General features: G+C 66.6%; 22 protein-coding genes. 14 read left to right on the plus strand and 8 right to left on the minus strand.

Features of this window, described 5'->3' with window-relative positions; all coding sequences use genetic code 11:
- Positions 1-26: 26 nt before the first annotated feature.
- A complete protein-coding gene (locus BW990_RS09725; protein ID WP_076447643.1) occupies positions 27-539 on the minus strand; it encodes a DUF721 domain-containing protein in 513 nt (170 codons plus the stop codon).
- A gap of 90 nt (positions 540-629) precedes the next feature.
- On the opposite strand from BW990_RS09725, the gene mutY reads away from it, so the two are divergent.
- Together mutY and BW990_RS09735 are read left to right on the plus strand one after the other, a co-directional pair.
- Positions 630-1,688 carry an A/G-specific adenine glycosylase gene (gene mutY / locus BW990_RS09730; RefSeq protein WP_076447645.1) on the plus strand — a complete coding sequence of 353 codons (1,059 nt, stop codon included), beginning with the start codon at positions 630-632 and terminating at the stop codon, positions 1,686-1,688.
- Positions 1,689-1,834: 146 nt separating this feature from the next.
- The gene (locus tag BW990_RS09735; protein ID WP_076447647.1) at positions 1,835-2,998 is read left to right on the plus strand and encodes an alkane 1-monooxygenase; all 1,164 of its coding nucleotides are present in this window, start codon (positions 1,835-1,837) and stop codon (positions 2,996-2,998) included.
- Here the strand turns inward: BW990_RS09735 and BW990_RS09740 are convergent, their stop codons facing one another.
- The 6 genes from BW990_RS09740 to BW990_RS09765 form a co-directional block, all read right to left on the minus strand.
- On the minus strand, positions 2,999-3,691 hold the full coding sequence (locus BW990_RS09740) for a hypothetical protein (protein WP_076447649.1): 693 nt from the start codon (positions 3,689-3,691) through the stop codon (positions 2,999-3,001).
- Positions 3,692-3,811: 120 nt separating this feature from the next.
- Positions 3,812-4,375, minus strand: a complete 564-nt coding sequence (locus tag BW990_RS09745; RefSeq protein ID WP_076447987.1) for a F0F1 ATP synthase subunit B — start codon at positions 4,373-4,375, stop codon at positions 3,812-3,814.
- Positions 4,376-4,383: 8 nt separating this feature from the next.
- Complete coding sequence (locus BW990_RS09750; RefSeq protein ID WP_076447651.1) at positions 4,384-4,932, minus strand: F0F1 ATP synthase subunit B'; 549 nt, start codon at positions 4,930-4,932, stop codon at positions 4,384-4,386.
- 88 nt (positions 4,933-5,020) lie between these two features.
- Complete coding sequence (locus BW990_RS09755; RefSeq protein WP_076447653.1) at positions 5,021-5,257, minus strand: F0F1 ATP synthase subunit C; 237 nt, start codon at positions 5,255-5,257, stop codon at positions 5,021-5,023.
- A gap of 63 nt (positions 5,258-5,320) precedes the next feature.
- Positions 5,321-6,076, minus strand: coding sequence for a F0F1 ATP synthase subunit A (locus tag BW990_RS09760; RefSeq protein ID WP_076447655.1), 756 nt, complete (start codon positions 6,074-6,076; stop codon positions 5,321-5,323).
- Complete coding sequence (locus BW990_RS09765) at positions 6,066-6,410, minus strand: AtpZ/AtpI family protein (protein ID WP_076447656.1); 345 nt, start codon at positions 6,408-6,410, stop codon at positions 6,066-6,068. The genes BW990_RS09760 and BW990_RS09765 overlap by 11 nt, the downstream gene beginning before the upstream one ends.
- A 256-nt stretch (positions 6,411-6,666) precedes the next feature.
- Here BW990_RS09765 and BW990_RS09770 point away from each other — a divergent pair, with 256 nt between their 5' ends.
- Positions 6,667-7,014, plus strand: coding sequence for an ArsR/SmtB family transcription factor (locus BW990_RS09770; protein WP_076447988.1), 348 nt, complete (start codon positions 6,667-6,669; stop codon positions 7,012-7,014).
- 6 nt (positions 7,015-7,020) lie between these two features.
- Here BW990_RS09770 and BW990_RS09775 read toward each other — a convergent pair whose 3' ends face one another.
- Positions 7,021-7,902, minus strand: coding sequence for a LysR family transcriptional regulator (locus BW990_RS09775; protein WP_076447658.1), 882 nt, complete (start codon positions 7,900-7,902; stop codon positions 7,021-7,023).
- Positions 7,903-8,025: 123 nt separating this feature from the next.
- Here BW990_RS09775 and BW990_RS09780 point away from each other — a divergent pair, with 123 nt between their 5' ends.
- The 11 genes from BW990_RS09780 (at position 8,026) to rplS (ending at position 16,597) form a co-directional block, all read left to right on the plus strand.
- Complete coding sequence (locus BW990_RS09780; protein ID WP_076447660.1) at positions 8,026-8,607, plus strand: FMN-dependent NADH-azoreductase; 582 nt, start codon at positions 8,026-8,028, stop codon at positions 8,605-8,607.
- Between the two features lie 317 nt (positions 8,608-8,924).
- Positions 8,925-10,424 carry a signal recognition particle protein gene (gene ffh, locus BW990_RS09785; protein ID WP_076447662.1) on the plus strand — a complete coding sequence of 500 codons (1,500 nt, stop codon included), beginning with the start codon at positions 8,925-8,927 and terminating at the stop codon, positions 10,422-10,424.
- A 133-nt stretch (positions 10,425-10,557) separates the two neighbouring features.
- Positions 10,558-11,085 (plus strand): GNAT family N-acetyltransferase, encoded by a 528-nt coding sequence (locus BW990_RS09790; protein ID WP_076447665.1) that lies wholly within the window; start codon positions 10,558-10,560, stop codon positions 11,083-11,085.
- A complete protein-coding gene (locus tag BW990_RS09795; RefSeq protein WP_076447667.1) occupies positions 11,082-11,684 on the plus strand; it encodes a GNAT family N-acetyltransferase in 603 nt (200 codons plus the stop codon). Before BW990_RS09790 ends, BW990_RS09795 begins: the two co-directional genes overlap by 4 nt.
- Entirely contained in the window at positions 11,677-12,003 is a 327-nt protein-coding gene (locus BW990_RS09800) for a chorismate mutase (protein ID WP_076447670.1), read from the plus strand. Before BW990_RS09795 ends, BW990_RS09800 begins: the two co-directional genes overlap by 8 nt.
- A 40-nt stretch (positions 12,004-12,043) precedes the next feature.
- Complete coding sequence (rpsP, locus tag BW990_RS09805; RefSeq protein ID WP_076447673.1) at positions 12,044-12,427, plus strand: 30S ribosomal protein S16; 384 nt, start codon at positions 12,044-12,046, stop codon at positions 12,425-12,427.
- 234 nt (positions 12,428-12,661) lie between these two features.
- Positions 12,662-13,441, plus strand: a complete 780-nt coding sequence (locus BW990_RS09810; protein WP_076447676.1) for a MipA/OmpV family protein — start codon at positions 12,662-12,664, stop codon at positions 13,439-13,441.
- A gap of 78 nt (positions 13,442-13,519) precedes the next feature.
- Positions 13,520-14,029 (plus strand): ribosome maturation factor RimM, encoded by a 510-nt coding sequence (rimM, locus tag BW990_RS09815; RefSeq protein ID WP_076447679.1) that lies wholly within the window; start codon positions 13,520-13,522, stop codon positions 14,027-14,029.
- A gap of 86 nt (positions 14,030-14,115) precedes the next feature.
- Positions 14,116-15,276 (plus strand): hypothetical protein, encoded by a 1,161-nt coding sequence (locus BW990_RS09820; protein ID WP_143526131.1) that lies wholly within the window; start codon positions 14,116-14,118, stop codon positions 15,274-15,276.
- Positions 15,277-15,344: 68 nt separating this feature from the next.
- The gene (gene trmD, locus BW990_RS09825; protein ID WP_234990207.1) at positions 15,345-16,154 is read left to right on the plus strand and encodes a tRNA (guanosine(37)-N1)-methyltransferase TrmD; all 810 of its coding nucleotides are present in this window, start codon (positions 15,345-15,347) and stop codon (positions 16,152-16,154) included.
- A 53-nt stretch (positions 16,155-16,207) separates the two neighbouring features.
- Positions 16,208-16,597 (plus strand): 50S ribosomal protein L19, encoded by a 390-nt coding sequence (rplS, locus tag BW990_RS09830; protein ID WP_076447687.1) that lies wholly within the window; start codon positions 16,208-16,210, stop codon positions 16,595-16,597.
- Positions 16,598-16,601 lie beyond the last annotated feature (4 nt).

Genomic DNA, 16,601 nt, shown 5'->3' on the forward strand with positions numbered 1-16,601 from the left:
AAGTCACCTTCCTTTGGATGGGGCGCTCAGCCCCGATTTTTCACTTTGGATAAGACGTTGGTGGCCAGACGTTCAAGTGCAAGCCTGAGCCCGTCATCGGCGACACCGTCGGCGGTCTGCCGCGCCTCGGTGACGATTTCGGGCGCGGGCACACGCGGTGGCGCCTTTGGGGCCGGGGCGAAGGCCACCTGCCCGTCCGCGAAACCGGTGGGCGCGGTCTGGGTGACGCGCACGCGCTGGATGGCGTTGTAGCCGTAGACCTGATTGACGCGGTCGCGGATCTGCTCCTTCTGCATCTCCAGAACCGGCGCATGGGCGCCCGTGGTCAGCAGCACCAGCGTCGCCCCCATGCCGCCGCGGGCATAGCTGATCTCGACCGGCCGCGCGATGCGCGCGGTCTCTTCGCCCGCGATCTCCAGCCAATGGGTCAGCACCCGCGATTCGGCGAAGCCCCGGGTCTCGGACGCCCGACGGATCCGAGACTTCAGAAGCCCCGAGGCCTGCGCGAAACCGCGTGTCGTCCCCTGCTGTCGTGTCATGCTTGGCACTCCCGTTCGCGCCCTATACTAAAGCCCTGCGTGGCCAGCGCCACCCCGACCGACCAGCCCCCGATCAAAGGACGTTGATCCGTGCGTGACATCGCCGAGCCCGAAGCCTTGCTTGTCTGGTACGACCGGCATGCTCGCGCCATGCCCTGGCGCGTGAGCCCCGCGGCACGGAAGGCGGGCGTGCTGCCCGATCCCTATCGCATCTGGCTGTCGGAGGTGATGCTGCAGCAGACAACCGTGGCCGCCGTCAAATCCTATTTCGAGGCCTTCACCGCCCGCTGGCCCACGGTCCGCGATCTTGCCGCGGCACCGGATGTCGATGTCATGGCCGCCTGGGCCGGGCTTGGCTATTATGCCCGCGCCCGCAACCTGCTGAAATGCGCCCGCGCCGTGGTCGCCGATCACGGCGGCGTCTTCCCCGACAGCTATTCGGGCCTGCTGACGCTGCCGGGCGTCGGGCCCTACACCGCCGCCGCGATCGCCGCCATCGCCTATGACGAGCCGGCCACCGTGGTCGACGGCAATGTCGAACGGGTGATGGCCCGGCTCCATGACGAGCACACCCCGCTGCCGCAGGCGAAACCGATCCTGACCCGCCACGCGGAGGCGCTGACACCCGCGCAGCGTCCGGGCGATTACGCCCAGGCGGTGATGGATCTCGGCGCGACGATCTGCACGCCGAAACGCCCGGCTTGCGGCCTCTGCCCCTGGCGCGGCGCCTGCGCGGCCTGGGATGCGGGCACGCAGGCCGAGTTGCCGAAGAAGGCCCCGAAGAAGAAAAAGCCGGTGCGCACCGGCATCGCCTACCTGGTGCGCCGCGTCGATGGTGCCTGGCTGCTGGAGCGGCGCCCCGACAGCGGGCTTCTGGGCGGCATGCTGGGCTGGCCCGGCTCGGACTGGATCGACCAGACGCTCGGCACTCCCGCCGAAGCCCCGCCGATCCGCGCCGAGTGGAAGACCCTGTCCGCAGAGGCGCGCCACACCTTCACGCATTTTCACCTGCGCCTGAGCCTGCGCACGGCGCTGGTCCCGATGGAGCGCGCGCCCGAGCGCGGGGAATTCGTGGCCCCCGAGGAATTCCGCCCCGCCGACCTGCCGACGCTCATGCGCAAGGCCTTCGACCTCGCCCGGCCGCAATAGGCGGTCTGGATCGGGATCGTGGACGAAACGGAAACGCAACAGGCGCTGACCTTGCGGCAGCGCGCGCTTCTGCGCACTAGGCGACGGGCCGCTGCGCGCTGTAGCCTGAGGCCAATTCCGCCGCCAAGCAGTCATGGACGTCCGAGATGAGCGATCAAGGTCTCTCCAACCCCAGGTTCCTGTCGCCCGACCGCATCGCGCGGCTGTCGGCGGCCCTGCCCTTCTGGATCTCGGTCGGGCTTCCGCCGCTCTTGTGGCTGGGCGCGGTCAAGGGCGGCTGGTGGATCGCACTGACGCCGCTGGTCACGTGGTACCTGTTCACCGCGCTCGACGCCGCGCTCGGTCTCAACCTCGACAATGCCGATCCGGACACCGATGAAAGCCAGCTTTTCTGGTACCGCCTTGTCACGCTGATCTGGGCGCCGCTGCAGGCCGCCACGCTTTTCGGGCTGCTGATCTACACCAGCGGCGCGGCGCATCTCGGCACCGGCGAGAAGATCGGCATCTTCTTCGGGATGGGGGTCATCTCCGGCACGATCGGGATCAATTACAGCCACGAGCTGATGCACCAGAAGAACAAGTGGGAGCGCTGGATGGCTGATCTGCTGCTCGCCATGGTGCTTTATTCGCACTTCCGGTCCGAGCATATGCTCGTTCATCATCGCTACGTGGCGACGCCCCGCGATCCGGTCACCGCGCGCTACAACGAAGGGTTCCACCGCTTCTATCCGCGGGTGTTGGTGCAGTCGCTGGTCTCGGCCTTCAAGGCCGAACGCGACATGCTGGCGCGCCGCAACCTGCCCTGGACCCATCACAAGAACCCGTTCTTCCTGTATCTGCTCCTGCAGGCGGGCTTCCTCGCGCTCGCCTTCGCCGTGGCGGGCTGGGCCGGGGTCGGGCTCTTCCTGCTGCAGGCCGGGGTCGCGATCTGGCAGCTCGAACTGGTGAATTACATCGAGCATTACGGCCTGACCCGCGAACATCTGGGCGACGGCAAGTACGAGCATGTCAAACCGCGGCACAGCTGGAACGCGGCGCAGATGGCCTCGAACTGGATGCTCATCAACCTGCAGCGCCATTCGGACCATCATTACAAGCCCGACCGGCGTTTCCCGCTGCTGCAGAACTACGATGCCGACGAGGCGCCGCAACTGCCCTACGGCTATCCGGTCATGACCATGGCCGCGATGATCCCGCCGCTCTGGCGGCGCGTGATGAACCCGCGCGTGCGGGAATGGCGGCGGCGCTTCTATCCCGAGATCACCGACTGGTCCGATTACAACAGCCACAGCACGCCGATGCCGCGCTGATCAGCGGTGCTGCGCGCCGACCTCCTGGATGCGCGACAGCAGTGTCTCCAGCGTCGCGCCGTCCGCGCCGTCCTGCGCGGTGAACCAGTCGCGATGCGCGCCCACGATCTTGAGCGGGAAAGGCGCGATCCCCAGCGCATGGCACATATTGAACCGGTGATTGCCGGAGCCCGTCTTGGTGAGTGACCCGTCGCGATTGATGAGCGCCGCGGATTCGTAGCTCGACTCGTCCGACGAAAAGCCGTGTTCGCGCAGGCTGTCCATCAGGCCGCCGACATATTCCTCCAGAAAGCCTAGGATCTCCGCCTCGCTGCGCATCTCGATGGCCTTGTGCCGGGCGACGCCCGTCGCCTTCAACTCATCGGTCAGCTGGGCGTACCAGAGACTGTCCTTCGGCGTGTCGCGATGCGCGATGAAATCGGCGACCTTGCGGTATTTCGGCGTCTCGGCGACGGGCTGGCCATCTTGGAACAGATCGGCCGGAATGAAGAACGGCTCGCGCGCCTTGAGCGCGGGACGCGCGAGGTCCAGCAGGGCCCTCGGCACCACGCGTCCCGCCCGCTGCATGCGTTTGCGGAACACCGGCCATTTCGATCCGCTGTGCAGATGCACGCAGGCGGGATCGACCCAGACCACCGCGCGCGCACCGGCGGCGCGGGAGAATTCCTTCTGGGTCAGGGACAGGATGGACATGCGACGGCTCCGCGACGATGCCGCCTTTTAGCGACCCCGCCCGGGCACGAACAGGGGCCGAAGACGAAAAGACCCGGCGCGGGGCCGGGTCCTTCCAAAAACGCATGGTGAAGCGGTGCCTCAGTGCAGCTTCCGCCCCACCTCGTCGATGGCAGCGTCGATCAGCTTGCCCTTGTCGGCCTTGCCCATTTTCTGGGCGACGACGTCACGGGCTGCGGCGACCGCCACGGCAATGGCCCGGTCGCGCACGTCCTTGATCGCCGACTGCTCGGCCGAGGCGATCTGGTCTTCCGCCGCGGCGAGACGGCGTTCGATCGACTTGTCGAGATCGGCCAGCGCCTGCGCCTTGTTGGCCTCGGCATCCTCGCGGGCCTTGGCCACGATGCGGTCTGCCTGCTCCTGGACCTCGCGCTGCTTGCGCTCGTAGCTCGCCAGAAGCGTCTGCGCCTCTTCGCGCAGGGCGCGGGCCTCGTCGAGTTCCGACTGGATGCCGGCGGCCCGGTCGTCGAGCATCTTGCCCAGCAGGCCCGGCACCTTGAAGTAGATCAGCACCGCGATGAAGACGATGAAGCCCAGAAGCACGATGAAATCGGTGTTGCGCAGCGAGAAGAAGACCTCGCCCGCGGCCAGGGCCGGGGAGGCGACGCCGAGGCTCGTTGCTGCGGCGAGTGCAATGCGTGTCATCATCGTGCTCACCCCTTCATCCGTGCGTCGACGGCCTTGTCGATTTCGGCCTGATCGGCGGAGCTGCCCAGCGCGGCGACGACCGCGGCGGCGGTGTCCTTGGCCACGGCCTCAACGTTTTCCATGGCCGAAGCCCGGATCGCGTCGATCTCCTTTTCCGATTCAGCGGTCTTCGCGGAAATCTCCGCATCGGCCTTGGCCTGAGCGTCGGCCACCTGGCCTTTGATCTCCTCGCGGGTCTGCTCGGCGATCTTCTGGGCGGCGACGCGTGCGTCAGCCAGCGCCTTTTCATAGGCTTGTTCCGCTTCGGCTGCCTGTTTCTTCAGGTCTTCCGCCTTGGCGATGTCATTCGTGATCGTGCCCTGACGCTCGGCCAGGACCGCCGCGATGCGCGGCAGCGCAACGCGCGACAGCACGAAGTAGATCACGACAAGCGTGACGATCAGCCAGAAAATCTGGTTGCCGAAGGTCGAAAAGTCGAGCTGCGGCATGCCCGGAGCGGTCTCTGGGCTGGTTGCCAGCCCGTCGCCTGCTGCGGCAGTGGTTTCGGTCGCCATGGCGTCCTCCGTCAAGCCTCTCTGCAATCAGCGGGCGGGCCGGAATGATCCGGCCGCGCCCGTCGCGTAAGGATAGCTCGGACGCCTCTTAGACGGCGAACATCAGCAGAAGCGCGACCAGGAACGAGAAGATGCCCAGTGCTTCCGCGAATGCGATGCCGATGAAGAGCGTCGCGGTCTGCGACGCGGCGGCCGAGGGGTTGCGCAGGGCGCCGGCCAGGTAGTTGCCTGCCACGTTGCCCACACCGACTGCGGCTCCGCCCATGCCCATGCATGCGAGGCCCGCGCCGATGAATGCGCCCATTTGTACGATATCGCCTTCCATGATCTTTCTCCTTACGATGGAATTGCTTTGGTGCCGTAGGATGGGTGAGAACCCACCGCTGCGTTAGTGATGCGGATGCAGCGCGTCCTTGAGGTACACGCAGGTCAGGATGGTGAAGACATAGGCCTGGATGAAGGACACCAGCACCTCGAGGCCGTACATCGCCGTGATCGCCAGGACCGACAGCGGCGAGATCGCGGCGATGGCCGCGAAGCCTGCGAAAACCTTGATCACCGCGTGACCGGCCATCATGTTGCCCGCCAGACGAATGGAGTGGCTGACCGGGCGCACGAAGTAGGAAATCACCTCGATCAGGGCGAGGATGGGCCGCAGCGCCAGCGGCGCGGAGCTGACCCAGAAAAGGCCGAGGAACGCGGCGCCGTTCTTCACGAAACCGAGGATCGTCACGCCGAGGAACACCGCCAGCGCCATGACCGCCGTGACGGCGATATGCGAGGTCGTGGTGAAGGCCATCGGCAGCAGGCCGAGGAAGTTGGCGAAGACGATGAACAGGAACAGCGTCATGATGTACGGGAAGTACTTCACGCCGTCCTTGCCGGTGATGTCCTCCACCATCTTGTAGATGAACCCGTAGGCCAGCTCGGCGACGGACTGGATGCGCGAGGGCACGATCGAACGACCGCCGGTGCCCAGCACCATGAGGCCGACCACGCAGAGGATCGCCAGCGCCATCCAGAGCGTCACGTTGGTGATGGTGAACATGCCCACCGGACCGTCCCCGAAGAGCGGGGAGACGATGAACTGGTCCATCGGGTGGAACACAAGGCCGGATTCTTCGCCGCCAGCTTCAGTTGCCATCTTCGGTCCTCTCATCCTCTTCGGCCAGTTCGGCCAGTCGTTGCTCCTGGATTTCCTTGGCGGAGCGGATCATCACGTTCACGCCCGCCGCGAAACCCAGCAATGTAAACAGCACCAGGAACCAGGGCCGCGTATCGAAGAGCGCGTCGATCCCGTATCCGATGCCGAAGCCGATCCCGAGACCAGCCACAAGCTCTATCACCATCCGCCAGGCAAGCTGCGCCTGGCTGTAGTGCTCGTCCTGGTGTCGCTTCGGCGGCGCCTTGGCCGCCTTCATCGCCGCGATCTTCGCGTCGAGATCGTCCATGCGCCGTTTGCGGTCGGTATCGTCCAAGCCGTCACCAGCCCCAGTCAGAGTTCGCCATGGTGCTATGCGCGCCCGCCACCCGAGTCAAGCGACGGCAGGTCGCGGCACGATAAGCTTCAAGTAATTAATATTATTCATTATTTTAAGGCGCCCGAAAACCGCTGAAACCGCACAGGCCGGCCATCACGCCCTCAGGCGTCCCGCAGACGTTATTCAACCCCGGGGTTAAGTATGTCCGCAGGGCGCTTGACGCCGGTGCGGATTGCCCGGCATGTCGCACTCCATGGCCCGTGATCTCGACCTTGTCTTTGCCGCTCTCGCCGACCCCACGCGGCGTCGCATCCTCGCGATGCTGCTCGAGGACGACATGGCGGTGACGGATGTGGCGGCGCCGTTCGAGATGTCGCTCGCGGCGGTCTCAAAGCACCTCGCCATCCTCGCGGGGGCCGGGCTGATCAGCCAGGACAAGCGCGGGCGGCTCAAATGGTGCCAGCTCGAACCCGATGCGCTGCGCGAGGCCGCGATCTGGATGCAGGGCTTCGGCCAGATCGAACCGATCAACCTCGACGCCTTCGAGCGTTTTCTGGAGGCGGAATTCGGCACCGGCGAGGACGCCCGCCAGGGCGGATGAGCGGCTTCACCCCAGCTTGTTGGTCGCCACGAATTCCTTGATGTGCCGCAGGAACGCCTGAACCTTCGCCGTGCGGTGCAGGTCCACATGGGTCACCAGCCATGAGGTCGACGCCCAATCCTCCAGCGGCGGCATGATCTCCACCAGCCCCCCCTGTTCCTCGGCTTCCCGTACCGAGACGAAGCCGATGCCGACCCCGGCCACGACCGCGCGCAGCATCACGCGGACATCCGCCGTGCGGAACACCACGCGCTCGCGCGGCACGTTCTCCTTCAGCCAGCGGAAGAACGGCGCCCGGCTGTCGGGATTTTCGGACCCGATGAACCGATGGGTCACCAGCGCCCCGGGCGTCTCGGGCCGTCCGTGCCGCGCGATGTATTCCTCGGACGCATAAAGCCCGACCTGATGGGTCATGAACCGCTGCACCACGTTGTCGGGCTCGTCGGGCTGCGCGCCCGCGCGAAGCGCGATATGCGCCTCTCCGTATTCCAGCCGGAACACCCGGTCATCGGTCATGTAGCGCACGATGACATCCGGATAGGCCTCCTGGAACGAGGCCAGCGCCGGCACCATCAGCGGCGCGAAATTGATCAGCGACGTGATCGTGAGCTCTCCGGACACGTCCGCGCCCTGCCCCTTGATCCGGCTGGTAAGCTGCTGGAACTGCTCGTCGGTGGTCTGCGCGACGCGCAGCAGATCCTGGCCCGCCTCGGTGGGCGTGTAGCCGCGCGCGTGGCGCTGGAACAGCTTGACCCCGAGCCGCGCCTCGATCGCGTCGATATGGCGGATGACGGTGGCATGATGCACCCCGAGCACGGAGGCCGCGCCCGACACCGTGCCCATGCGCGCCACCTGAAAAGCGGTGCGCACCTCGTCCCAGTTTTCCATCCCGGCCTCCCGCGCATATCTGTGCGCATCATCACAGGTCATGTGGATTTGGGCGGATTGCGTGCGGAGACGCAAGGGCCAAGTAGAAGGGAAATCTTCACTTTCCCGATAAGGACCCGCCTCATGACCCATACCGTTCTCCGCATCGACACCTCCGCGCGCCGCGAGGGCTCCATCTCCCGTAGGCTCACCGACCGCGTGATCGACCGCCTTGCCGCGGAACGCGTCATCACCCGCGACCTCGCCGAACCCCTGCCCGCGGTGAACGAGGACTGGATCGGCGCGAATTTCACGCCCGAGGCCGATCGCAGCGCCGATCAGAAGGCGGCGCTCGCGCTGTCCGACGACCTGATTGCGGAACTGCGCGCCGCCGATACGCTGGTCATCGGCCTGCCGATCTACAATTTCGGCGCACCGGTCAGCTTCAAGACCTGGATCGATCTCGTCGCCCGCGCCGGCGTCACCTTCCGCTATTCCGAGGCCGGGCCGGAAGGCCTGCTCGAGGGCAAGCGCGCGATCCTCGTGGTGGCCTCCGGGGGCACCGAAGCCGGGTCCACGATCGATTTCGCCTCGACCTATGCCCGGCACGTCCTGGGTTTCATCGGTATCACCGACGTCGACATCGTCACCGCCGACCAGCTCGCCATCGAACCCGAGGCGACGATCCGCGCCGCGGAAGCGCAGATCGACGACCTCGCCGCCTGAGCCCCGCAGGCACCAGGGCACCAGAACGCGAAAACCAGCCGCCGGATCGCATCCGGCGGCTTTTCTCGTGCCTGCCGCCCGCCCGGGGCGAGCGCCCACCAGCCCCACCGCTTGACAGGCACGCACCCAGCCGCCTATACGCCGCCCATTACCCGGAAGTGCCACGCTTCCGGTCCCATGGGCCATGCCCGGGATCGACCTCCGTCAGCGCGTTGCGCCCACGGGGGCGTTACTGGTTTGGACCTTTGGGTTTGATGCGCCGCGGCCCTGCCCCCATCTTCGGGACAGGTATCCAGAATGAGGAGGGGGCACCCCCGATGTTCGAGAATCTGTCAGATCGCCTGGGTGGCGTCTTCGACCGGCTGACCAAGCAGGGTGCGCTCAGCGAAGACGACGTGCGCACGGCCCTGCGCGAAGTGCGCGTCGCGCTCCTTGAGGCCGACGTCTCGCTGCCGGTGGCACGCAATTTCATCAAGGCCGTCGAGAAGAAAGCGACCGGCGCCGCTGTCACCAAGTCGGTGACCCCCGGCCAGCAGGTCGTGAAGATCGTCCATGACGAGCTGATCGCCGTCCTCAAGGGCGACGACGAGGAACCCGGCACGCTGCGCATCGACAACGCGCCCGCACCTATCCTGATGGTCGGTCTGCAGGGCTCGGGCAAGACCACCACCACCGCCAAGCTTGCCAAGCGCCTCAAGGAGCGCGACCGCAAGAAGGTCCTGATGGCCTCGCTCGACGTGAACCGCCCCGCGGCGATGGAGCAGCTCGAGATCCTCGGCAAGCAGATCGGCGTCGATACGCTCCCCATCGTCAAGGGCGAGGACCCGGTCGCCATCGCCAAGCGCGCCAAGACCCAGGCGAGCCTCGGCGGCTACGATGTCTACATGCTCGACACTGCGGGCCGCCTGCATATCGACCAGGATCTGATCGCCCAGGCCGCCGCCGTGCGCGACACCGTCAGCCCCCGCGAGACGCTCCTGGTGGTCGATGGCCTGACCGGCCAGGACGCCGTGAACGTGGCCGAGGAATTCGACGACAAGATCGGCGTCTCGGGCGTCGTGCTGACCCGGATGGACGGCGACGGGCGCGGCGGTGCGGCGCTGTCGATGCGCGCGGTGACCGGCAAGCCCATCAAGTTCGTGGGTCTCGGCGAGAAGATGGACGCGCTCGAAACCTTCGAGCCCGACCGCGTCGCGGGCCGCATCCTCGGCATGGGCGATATCGTGGCCCTCGTCGAGAAGGCCCAGCAGACGCTCGAGGTCGAACAGGCCGAGCGCATGATGAAGCGCTTCCAGAAGGGTCAGTTCAACATGAACGACCTGCGCATGCAGCTCGAGCAGATGATGAAGATGGGCGGCATGGAAGGCATGATGTCCATGATGCCCGGCATGGGAAAGATGGCCAAGCAGATGGAGGGTGCCGGCATCGACGATTCGATCCTGCGCCAGCAGATCGCGCTCATCAATTCCATGACCAAAAAGGAACGCGCCAACCCGCAGATCCTCCAGGCTTCCCGCAAGAAGCGGATCGCCAAGGGCGCGGGCCTCGAAGTGTCCGACCTCAACAAGCTTCTGAAGATGCAGCGCCAGATGGGCGACATGATGAAGAAGATGGGCAAGATGGGCAAAGGCGGCATGCTGAAACAGGCCATGAGCGGCATGTTCGGCAAGGGCGGCATGCCCGCCGGCATGGATCCGTCGCAGATGGACTCCAAGCAGCTCGAGGCGGCGGCGAAGGCCATGGGCGGCCAGGGCGGCCTTGGCGGAATGGGTGGCGGCCTGCCCGGCGGTCTTTCGGGTTTCGGCAAGAAGAAGTGATGCTGCAGCGCGCCGCATATCCCCTGTCTCGCCCCGCCGCTCCCGCGGCGTCGGGACAGGTGCGCGCGCGCCCTGTCTTGCCTCTTTCCAAATACGCCCGCCCTTCCCGCGCCGCCTGCGCCAGAGGCCCGGAATGAGCCTCACCAACGCGCCCGTTCTGCACAGCGACCGGCTGATCCTGCGCGGCCCGGAGAAGTCCGATGCCGAGCCTGTCATCGCCTTCCTGCGCGATCCGGCCCGCAGCGCGGGCTTCGGGCACATTCCGCTGCGCGGCGATGCCTGGCGCTGGTTCACGATGAATGTCGGTCACTGGCACTGGCACGGCTACGGCTATTTCGTCATCGAGACGACGGATGGCGAGACCGCGGGCATCTCCGGCATCTGGAACCCCGAAACTTGGCCCGAGCCGGAACTGGGCTGGGTGGTCTTCGACGGCTTCGAGGGTCGCGGCATAGCCTACGAGGCCGCCGCCCGCGCCCGCCGCTGGGCCTATGAGGAGCTGGGCTTCACCACGCTGACCTCGAACATCGTGCCCTCGAACGACCGTTCCAAGGCGCTCGCGCGCCGGCTGGGCGCGGTCTACGAGCGGACCTATCACAACGAACAGATGGGCGAGGACGAGCTCTGGCGGCATCCCGGGCCTGCGGAGATCGCCGCATGAGCCTCGACATTCCCACCCTGACCACGCACCGGCTCGCGCTCCGCGCGCCCGACGCCAAGGATTACCCGGACTTCAAGGCGACCTTCGCCTCCTACCGGTCGCGCTTCATGGGCGGGCCGCTCAATGCCTACGAGACCTGGATGCTCTATGCCGCCGAGATTGGCCATTGGGAGATCCGCGGCTTCGGCATGTGGATGGTGCACCTCAAGGACACCGGCGAGACCGTCGGCATGGCCGGCGGCTGGCAGCCCGCCAAATGGCCCGAGCGCGAGATCGCCTGGATCATCTGGCCCGACCGCGCCGGCAACGGCTTCGCGCTCGAGGCAACGTCGCGCGTGCGGCGGCATTTCTTCGAAACCTGCGGCTGGGAGACCGCCGTCTCCTATCTCGATCCGAAGGACCTCGATTCCATTCGGCTGGCCGAGCGGCTGGGCGCGAAACGCGACCCGGACGCGCCGACCGTCGATGGCAGCGATGTCTGCTACCGCCATCCCGATCCCGCCGTCCTGCGCGGCAGCCAGATCGCCCACGGGATCGAGATGGAAATCCAGAACTACATCGATCCGCTGTTCAAACCGAAAGGCTGGGCCATTGACTGACGCCTCCACGCAAGCGCCCGCCCCGGGCGATGTCATCACCCGCGCCGCCGAGATCCTCGCGGGGCATCGCGACAGCATCGACCGGCTGGATGCGATCCTCGTCTTCACGCTGGCCGAGCGGTTCAAGCATACCCAGGCCGTGGGCGTCCTCAAGGCGCAGCACGACCTTCCCCCTTCCGATCCCGCGCGCGAGGAAACGCAGATCGCGCGGCTCGAAGCTTTGGCGAAAGAGGCCGATCTCGACCCGGAATTCGCCAAGAAATTCCTGAACTTCATCATTCAGGAAGTCATCCGCCACCACAAGCAACACCAATCCTGACGGCGCCGCCGTCACCACGACAACCCAAGGAGAAACACCCATGGCCATCAAAATTCGTCTCGCCCGCGGCGGCTCCAAGAAGCGCCCGCATTACGCCATCGTTGTCGCCGACAGCCGCATGCCGCGCGACGGCCGCTTCATCGAGAAGCTCGGCACCTACAACCCGCTTCTGCCCAAGGACAGCGAAGACCGCGTCAAGATGGACGTGGAGCGCGTGAAGTACTGGCTGGGCCAGGGCGCACAGGTCACCGACCGCATCGCCCGCTTCCTCGAAGCCGCCGGCGAAATGGAAAAGCAGGAGCGTTCGAACCCCAAGAAGGGCACGCCCGGCAAGGCCGCGCAGGAACGCGCCGCCGAGAAGGCCGAGAAGGCCGCTGCGGCAGAGGCTCCGGCCGAAGCGCCCGCGGAAGAGACCGCGGAGTAATCCGCAACCCGGTGCTTTCCGGTTTGCAACGAACGCGCGGCGGCCCACCCGCCGCGCGTTTTTCGTGCTCCGGCGCCACACCGTGGCGCGGATGCGGCGAAAGCTCGCGGAAATGCGCGATTGCAGGCGCCGCATCTGGTCAGAACGCCACTGGCACTCTATCTCGGTAATAACGCATCGATGCGCGGGTAAGTCCGCCGCGTGCAACGGAAGATTTTCGCAGGAGCACCCGCGATGAAGACCCTGACCTCCGTGGCCGTCTGTGCCGCGGTCCTTTCGGCCACGATGGCGAGCGCGCAGTCGCAGGCGAGCCCCGGGGATCCGGCGCTCAGCTTCACGCTGCGGGGCGGGGTGTCGTCCGGGCCGGCCTATTTCGGGTCCGAAGACTACGAGTACGGGCCCGATCTCGGCTTCCGCTTCCATTCGATCAATATCGGTCCGCTGGCCTTCGGCGATCCCGATCCGCAGGCGCCCAAGCGCGGCCTGGGCCTCGGCGGGTCGTTCCGCTATATCGGCCTGCGCGACGCCAGCGAGCATGATCTGCTGACCGGGCTCGACGATATCGACCCGGCCTACGAGTTGGGCCTCGGGCTCAGCTACGCCACCCAGAATTTCAGCGCCTTCGCCGATCTGCGTCAGGGCTTCGGCGGCCATCAGGGCGTCGTGGGCGAGATGGGCGCGGACGTGATCCTGCGCGCCAGCGACGCGGTGACGCTGACCATGGGCCCGCGTGCGCTCTTCGGCGACGCGGAATTCGCGGATACCTATTTCGGCGTGTCGGGCTCCGAAGCCTCGGCGCTCAATCCGGCCTACGACGCCGATGGCGGGCTCGTCTCGGTCGGGGCGGAATTCGTGATGACCTACCAGATCAACGAGGATTGGGGCATCGAGACCGGGCTGACCTGGGATCGTTACATGAACGATGCCGCCGACAGCCCCATCGTCGAGAATGGCCGCCGCGACGACCTTGGCGCGCGCGTGGGCCTGACCCGGAATTTCCAGCTGGGCTTCTGAGCCCGGGGGATAGCCGATTGCGCATCCACCGCAGCCTGCGCTAACGCTGGGCGGCGACGTGCAAGAGGTTGAGTGTCCATGTCGGAAGAACGCATCTGTGTGGGTGTCCTCGGCGGCGCGTTCGGCGTCGCGGGCGAAGTGCGGCTGAAGAGCTTTACCGCCGAGCCCGAGGCCATCGCCGATTACGGCCCCTTCGAGACCGAGGATGCAAGCCGCAGCTTCGACATGCAGATCGTCCGTCCGGTCAAGCAGGGCTTCGCCGTGCGCCTCTCCGGTGTCCGGTCCAAGGAAGATGCCGACGCGCTCAAGGGCACGCAGCTTTTCGTGCCGCGCGCGCGCCTGCCGCAACTCCCCGACGACGAGTTCTACCACGCCGACCTGATCGGGCTTGCGGTCATGGATACCGGCGGTGCGCCGCTCGGAACGGTGCGGGCGGTCCTGAACCACGGCGCGGCGGATCTGCTGGAGATCACGCGCCCTGGATCGGCGCAGACGGCGCTGCTGCCCTTCACGCAGACCATCGTGCCGACGGTCGACCTGACCGCGGGCAAGATCGTGGTCGAGCCGCCCGAAGGCCTCTTCGATTAGATCAATTTCAACAAAGCACCACGTCGCTGACAGATTCTCGCCGGGTTCCGGCAGCAATCTGCCTCGGATTTCCAACGGGTGGTTTTGTGGTGGATACGCAGCGCTGGGCGCTTTCGACACTGGCCTTGATGCCGGGCTTCGCCCTCATGGCGTTGCCTCCGCCGGTAGTGTCGCTGGCCACAGGTTCGGTGGGCATGGTCGGGCTTCTGGGCACCAGCGCGCTGGTATCAGTGCTGGCGGTGCACATGTCGGGCTGGCGTCGGGCCGGGATCGTCACCCGCAGGCGTGATCCCTCTACGAACACCGCCATCGGCGCGCTGCTGCTGCCCCGCGCCCATCGCAATCCGCCCGCGGACTTCCCCGATCTGCGCCGGCAACGCGCCCATGTCCTGCAACGGCTCGACCATCGCGCGCGCCCGGACCCCAAGCCCTATGGCGCGGCGGAGCCCGATCGGATCGACTTCGCGCTCGCGGCGATGATCGGCCATGTGGTCGATCTGTGGCAGGTGGCGCGCCCCGACGATCTGAGCGATACGCAGATCCGCGAACTCTACATGCTGGACAGACTGGCGCGCGCGGCACCGGACACCGCCGGTCGGCTGGCGCAAAGCTTTCGCAATCCGTCTCTGGCGATCGACACCCGCGACAAGATCGCGGCCCTGCGGGCGCAGCGCGCCCGGTTCGAACTCAACCGCGATGCGTTCGAGGCGACCCGCGCCCTTGCCGACAGGCGCGATCCGCCCGGCGATCTCTTCGCGGCGCTGGACGCGCTTGGCGTGCCCGATCCGGACCTCTGGCACCGCGTCGTCACCGAGTACGATCCGAACGACATCGCGCAGCGGGATGCGGCGCTGGCCTGCGCCTGCGAGCCCGATTGCAACCGGGCCACCGTCGCGCTCTGGTTCTTCGATCTGGTCATGGACGGCTCGCTCGAGACGGCCGCGCGGGACGGCGACGAGGCGTTTCTCGACGGCGTGCGCGAGGTCATCGCGCAGTGGAATGCGGATCGCTACCTGCGCGACGAGATCGGCCTCGACTCCGCCGATGCCCTCACCGGCGGCGCGATGGCCGTCGCCCGGCGCCTGGACCGCGTGGCGGAGCTTGCCGGAACGCCCCGCTGGGACATGCCCGTCGCCATGTTCGAGACCTATCCCGGCCGTGCGCCGCGCCCCCGCCCCGCCTGGGATATCCGCACCGGGCGTGTCGTCGCCCGGCCGCTGCTGCAGGATTATCTCGGCACGGCATGAGGCTTTGCTTCCCGCGCCGGAGCGGCTAAAGCCCGCGGCATATGCCTGACCGGGACGGACCCACACCCATGCGATCCTATGGCCGCAAATCCATCTCCGCCTCGCCGCGGCCCCGGGACCTTCTGGCACCGGACGCGAAGCTCGCGGGTGTCTGGACCGCGCAGGTCATCACGCTCTTTCCCGAGGCCTTTCCCGGCACGCTCGGCCTGTCGCTCACGGGGCGCGCGCTGAAGGACCGGCTCTGGCAACTCGATACGATCCATCTGCGCGATTTCGGCGAGGGCCGCCACCGCAACGTGGACGACACGCCCGCGGGTGGCGGCGCCGGCATGGTCCTGCGCGCCGACGTGATGGACCGCGCGCTGACCGAGGCGCGATCCCGCATCGCCCCCGAGGCGCCGCTGATCTACCTCTCGCCGCGCGGACGCCCCTTCACCCAGGCCCGCGCCCGGGCGCTGTCGGAGGGGCCGGGCGTTACGGTGATCTGCGGGCGGTTCGAAGGACTCGACCAGCGGGTGATCGATCACTATGGCATAGAGGAGGTCTCGCTGGGCGACTTCGTCCTCACCGGCGGAGAGATTGCAGCGCAGGCCTTGATCGACGCCACTGTCCGACTTATACCGCGCGTGCTCGGGAATCAGTCGTCCGTCGAAGAGGAAAGCTTTTCGCACGGACTTTTGGAGCACCCGCAGTTCACCAAGCCCGCCGTCTGGAACGGTCGCGCGATCCCCGAAGTGCTTCTGTCGGGACATCACGCGAAGATCACCGACTGGCAGCGGGCCGAAGCCGAAAGGCTGACGAAGGAAAGACGACCTGATCTCTGGCGGGCTTACCTGCAATCGCAAGGTAGGGACCCGGACGAAGACCAAGAGCTCTGAGGCGGCAAGCAACTTTGCGGATCGAACCGCAAGCAATCATAGGAGTGGATCAGATGAATCTGATCGCGGAACTCGAGGCGGAACAGATCGCCTCGCTCGGGAAGACCATTCCCGATTTCAAGGCCGGCGACACCATCCGCGTCGGCTACAAGGTGACCGAGGGCACCCGGAGCCGTGTGCAGAACTTCGAAGGCGTCTGCATCGCCCGCAACAACGGCAAGGGCATCGCCGGCTCGTTCACCGTTCGCAAGATTTCCTTCGGTGAAGGTGTGGAGCGTGTGTTCCCGCTCTACTCGACCAACATCGAAACGATCGAGGTTGTGCGTCGCGGTCGCGTCCGCCGCGCCAAGCTCTATTACCTGCGCGCGCGCCGCGGCAAGTCGGCCCGGATCGCGGAAGATTCCACCTACAAGGCGCCCAAGGGCGACCGCGCAGAGGCCTGAGGAG

The organism is Roseivivax lentus (assembly GCF_900156805.1).
Classification (GTDB): domain Bacteria; phylum Pseudomonadota; class Alphaproteobacteria; order Rhodobacterales; family Rhodobacteraceae; genus Roseivivax; species Roseivivax lentus.

Excerpts from the sequence above, each read along its gene's own strand:
- BW990_RS09750 (WP_076447651.1), bottom strand. The coding sequence starts at position 4,932 with ATGGCGACCGAAACCACTGCCGCAGCAGGCGACGGGCTGGCAACCAGC.
- BW990_RS09755 (WP_076447653.1), bottom strand. The coding sequence starts at position 5,257 with ATGGAAGGCGATATCGTACAAATGGGCGCATTCATCGGCGCGGGCCTC.
- BW990_RS09795 (WP_076447667.1), top strand. The coding sequence starts at position 11,082 with ATGAGCCTCGACATTCCCACCCTGACCACGCACCGGCTCGCGCTCCGC.
- BW990_RS09725 (WP_076447643.1), bottom strand. The coding sequence starts at position 539 with ATGACACGACAGCAGGGGACGACACGCGGTTTCGCGCAGGCCTCGGGG.
- BW990_RS09810 (WP_076447676.1), top strand. The coding sequence starts at position 12,662 with ATGAAGACCCTGACCTCCGTGGCCGTCTGTGCCGCGGTCCTTTCGGCC.
- rimM (WP_076447679.1), top strand. The coding sequence starts at position 13,520 with ATGTCGGAAGAACGCATCTGTGTGGGTGTCCTCGGCGGCGCGTTCGGC.
- BW990_RS09745 (WP_076447987.1), bottom strand. The coding sequence starts at position 4,375 with ATGACACGCATTGCACTCGCCGCAGCAACGAGCCTCGGCGTCGCCTCC.
- BW990_RS09775 (WP_076447658.1), bottom strand. The coding sequence starts at position 7,902 with ATGGAAAACTGGGACGAGGTGCGCACCGCTTTTCAGGTGGCGCGCATG.
- rpsP (WP_076447673.1), top strand. The coding sequence starts at position 12,044 with ATGGCCATCAAAATTCGTCTCGCCCGCGGCGGCTCCAAGAAGCGCCCG.
- BW990_RS09780 (WP_076447660.1), top strand. The coding sequence starts at position 8,026 with ATGACCCATACCGTTCTCCGCATCGACACCTCCGCGCGCCGCGAGGGC.
- BW990_RS09770 (WP_076447988.1), top strand. The coding sequence starts at position 6,667 with ATGGCCCGTGATCTCGACCTTGTCTTTGCCGCTCTCGCCGACCCCACG.
- BW990_RS09760 (WP_076447655.1), bottom strand. The coding sequence starts at position 6,076 with ATGGCAACTGAAGCTGGCGGCGAAGAATCCGGCCTTGTGTTCCACCCG.
- BW990_RS09790 (WP_076447665.1), top strand. The coding sequence starts at position 10,558 with ATGAGCCTCACCAACGCGCCCGTTCTGCACAGCGACCGGCTGATCCTG.
- BW990_RS09735 (WP_076447647.1), top strand. The coding sequence starts at position 1,835 with ATGAGCGATCAAGGTCTCTCCAACCCCAGGTTCCTGTCGCCCGACCGC.
- BW990_RS09740 (WP_076447649.1), bottom strand. The coding sequence starts at position 3,691 with ATGTCCATCCTGTCCCTGACCCAGAAGGAATTCTCCCGCGCCGCCGGT.
- trmD (WP_234990207.1), top strand. The coding sequence starts at position 15,345 with ATGCGATCCTATGGCCGCAAATCCATCTCCGCCTCGCCGCGGCCCCGG.
- rplS (WP_076447687.1), top strand. The coding sequence starts at position 16,208 with ATGAATCTGATCGCGGAACTCGAGGCGGAACAGATCGCCTCGCTCGGG.
- ffh (WP_076447662.1), top strand. The coding sequence starts at position 8,925 with ATGTTCGAGAATCTGTCAGATCGCCTGGGTGGCGTCTTCGACCGGCTG.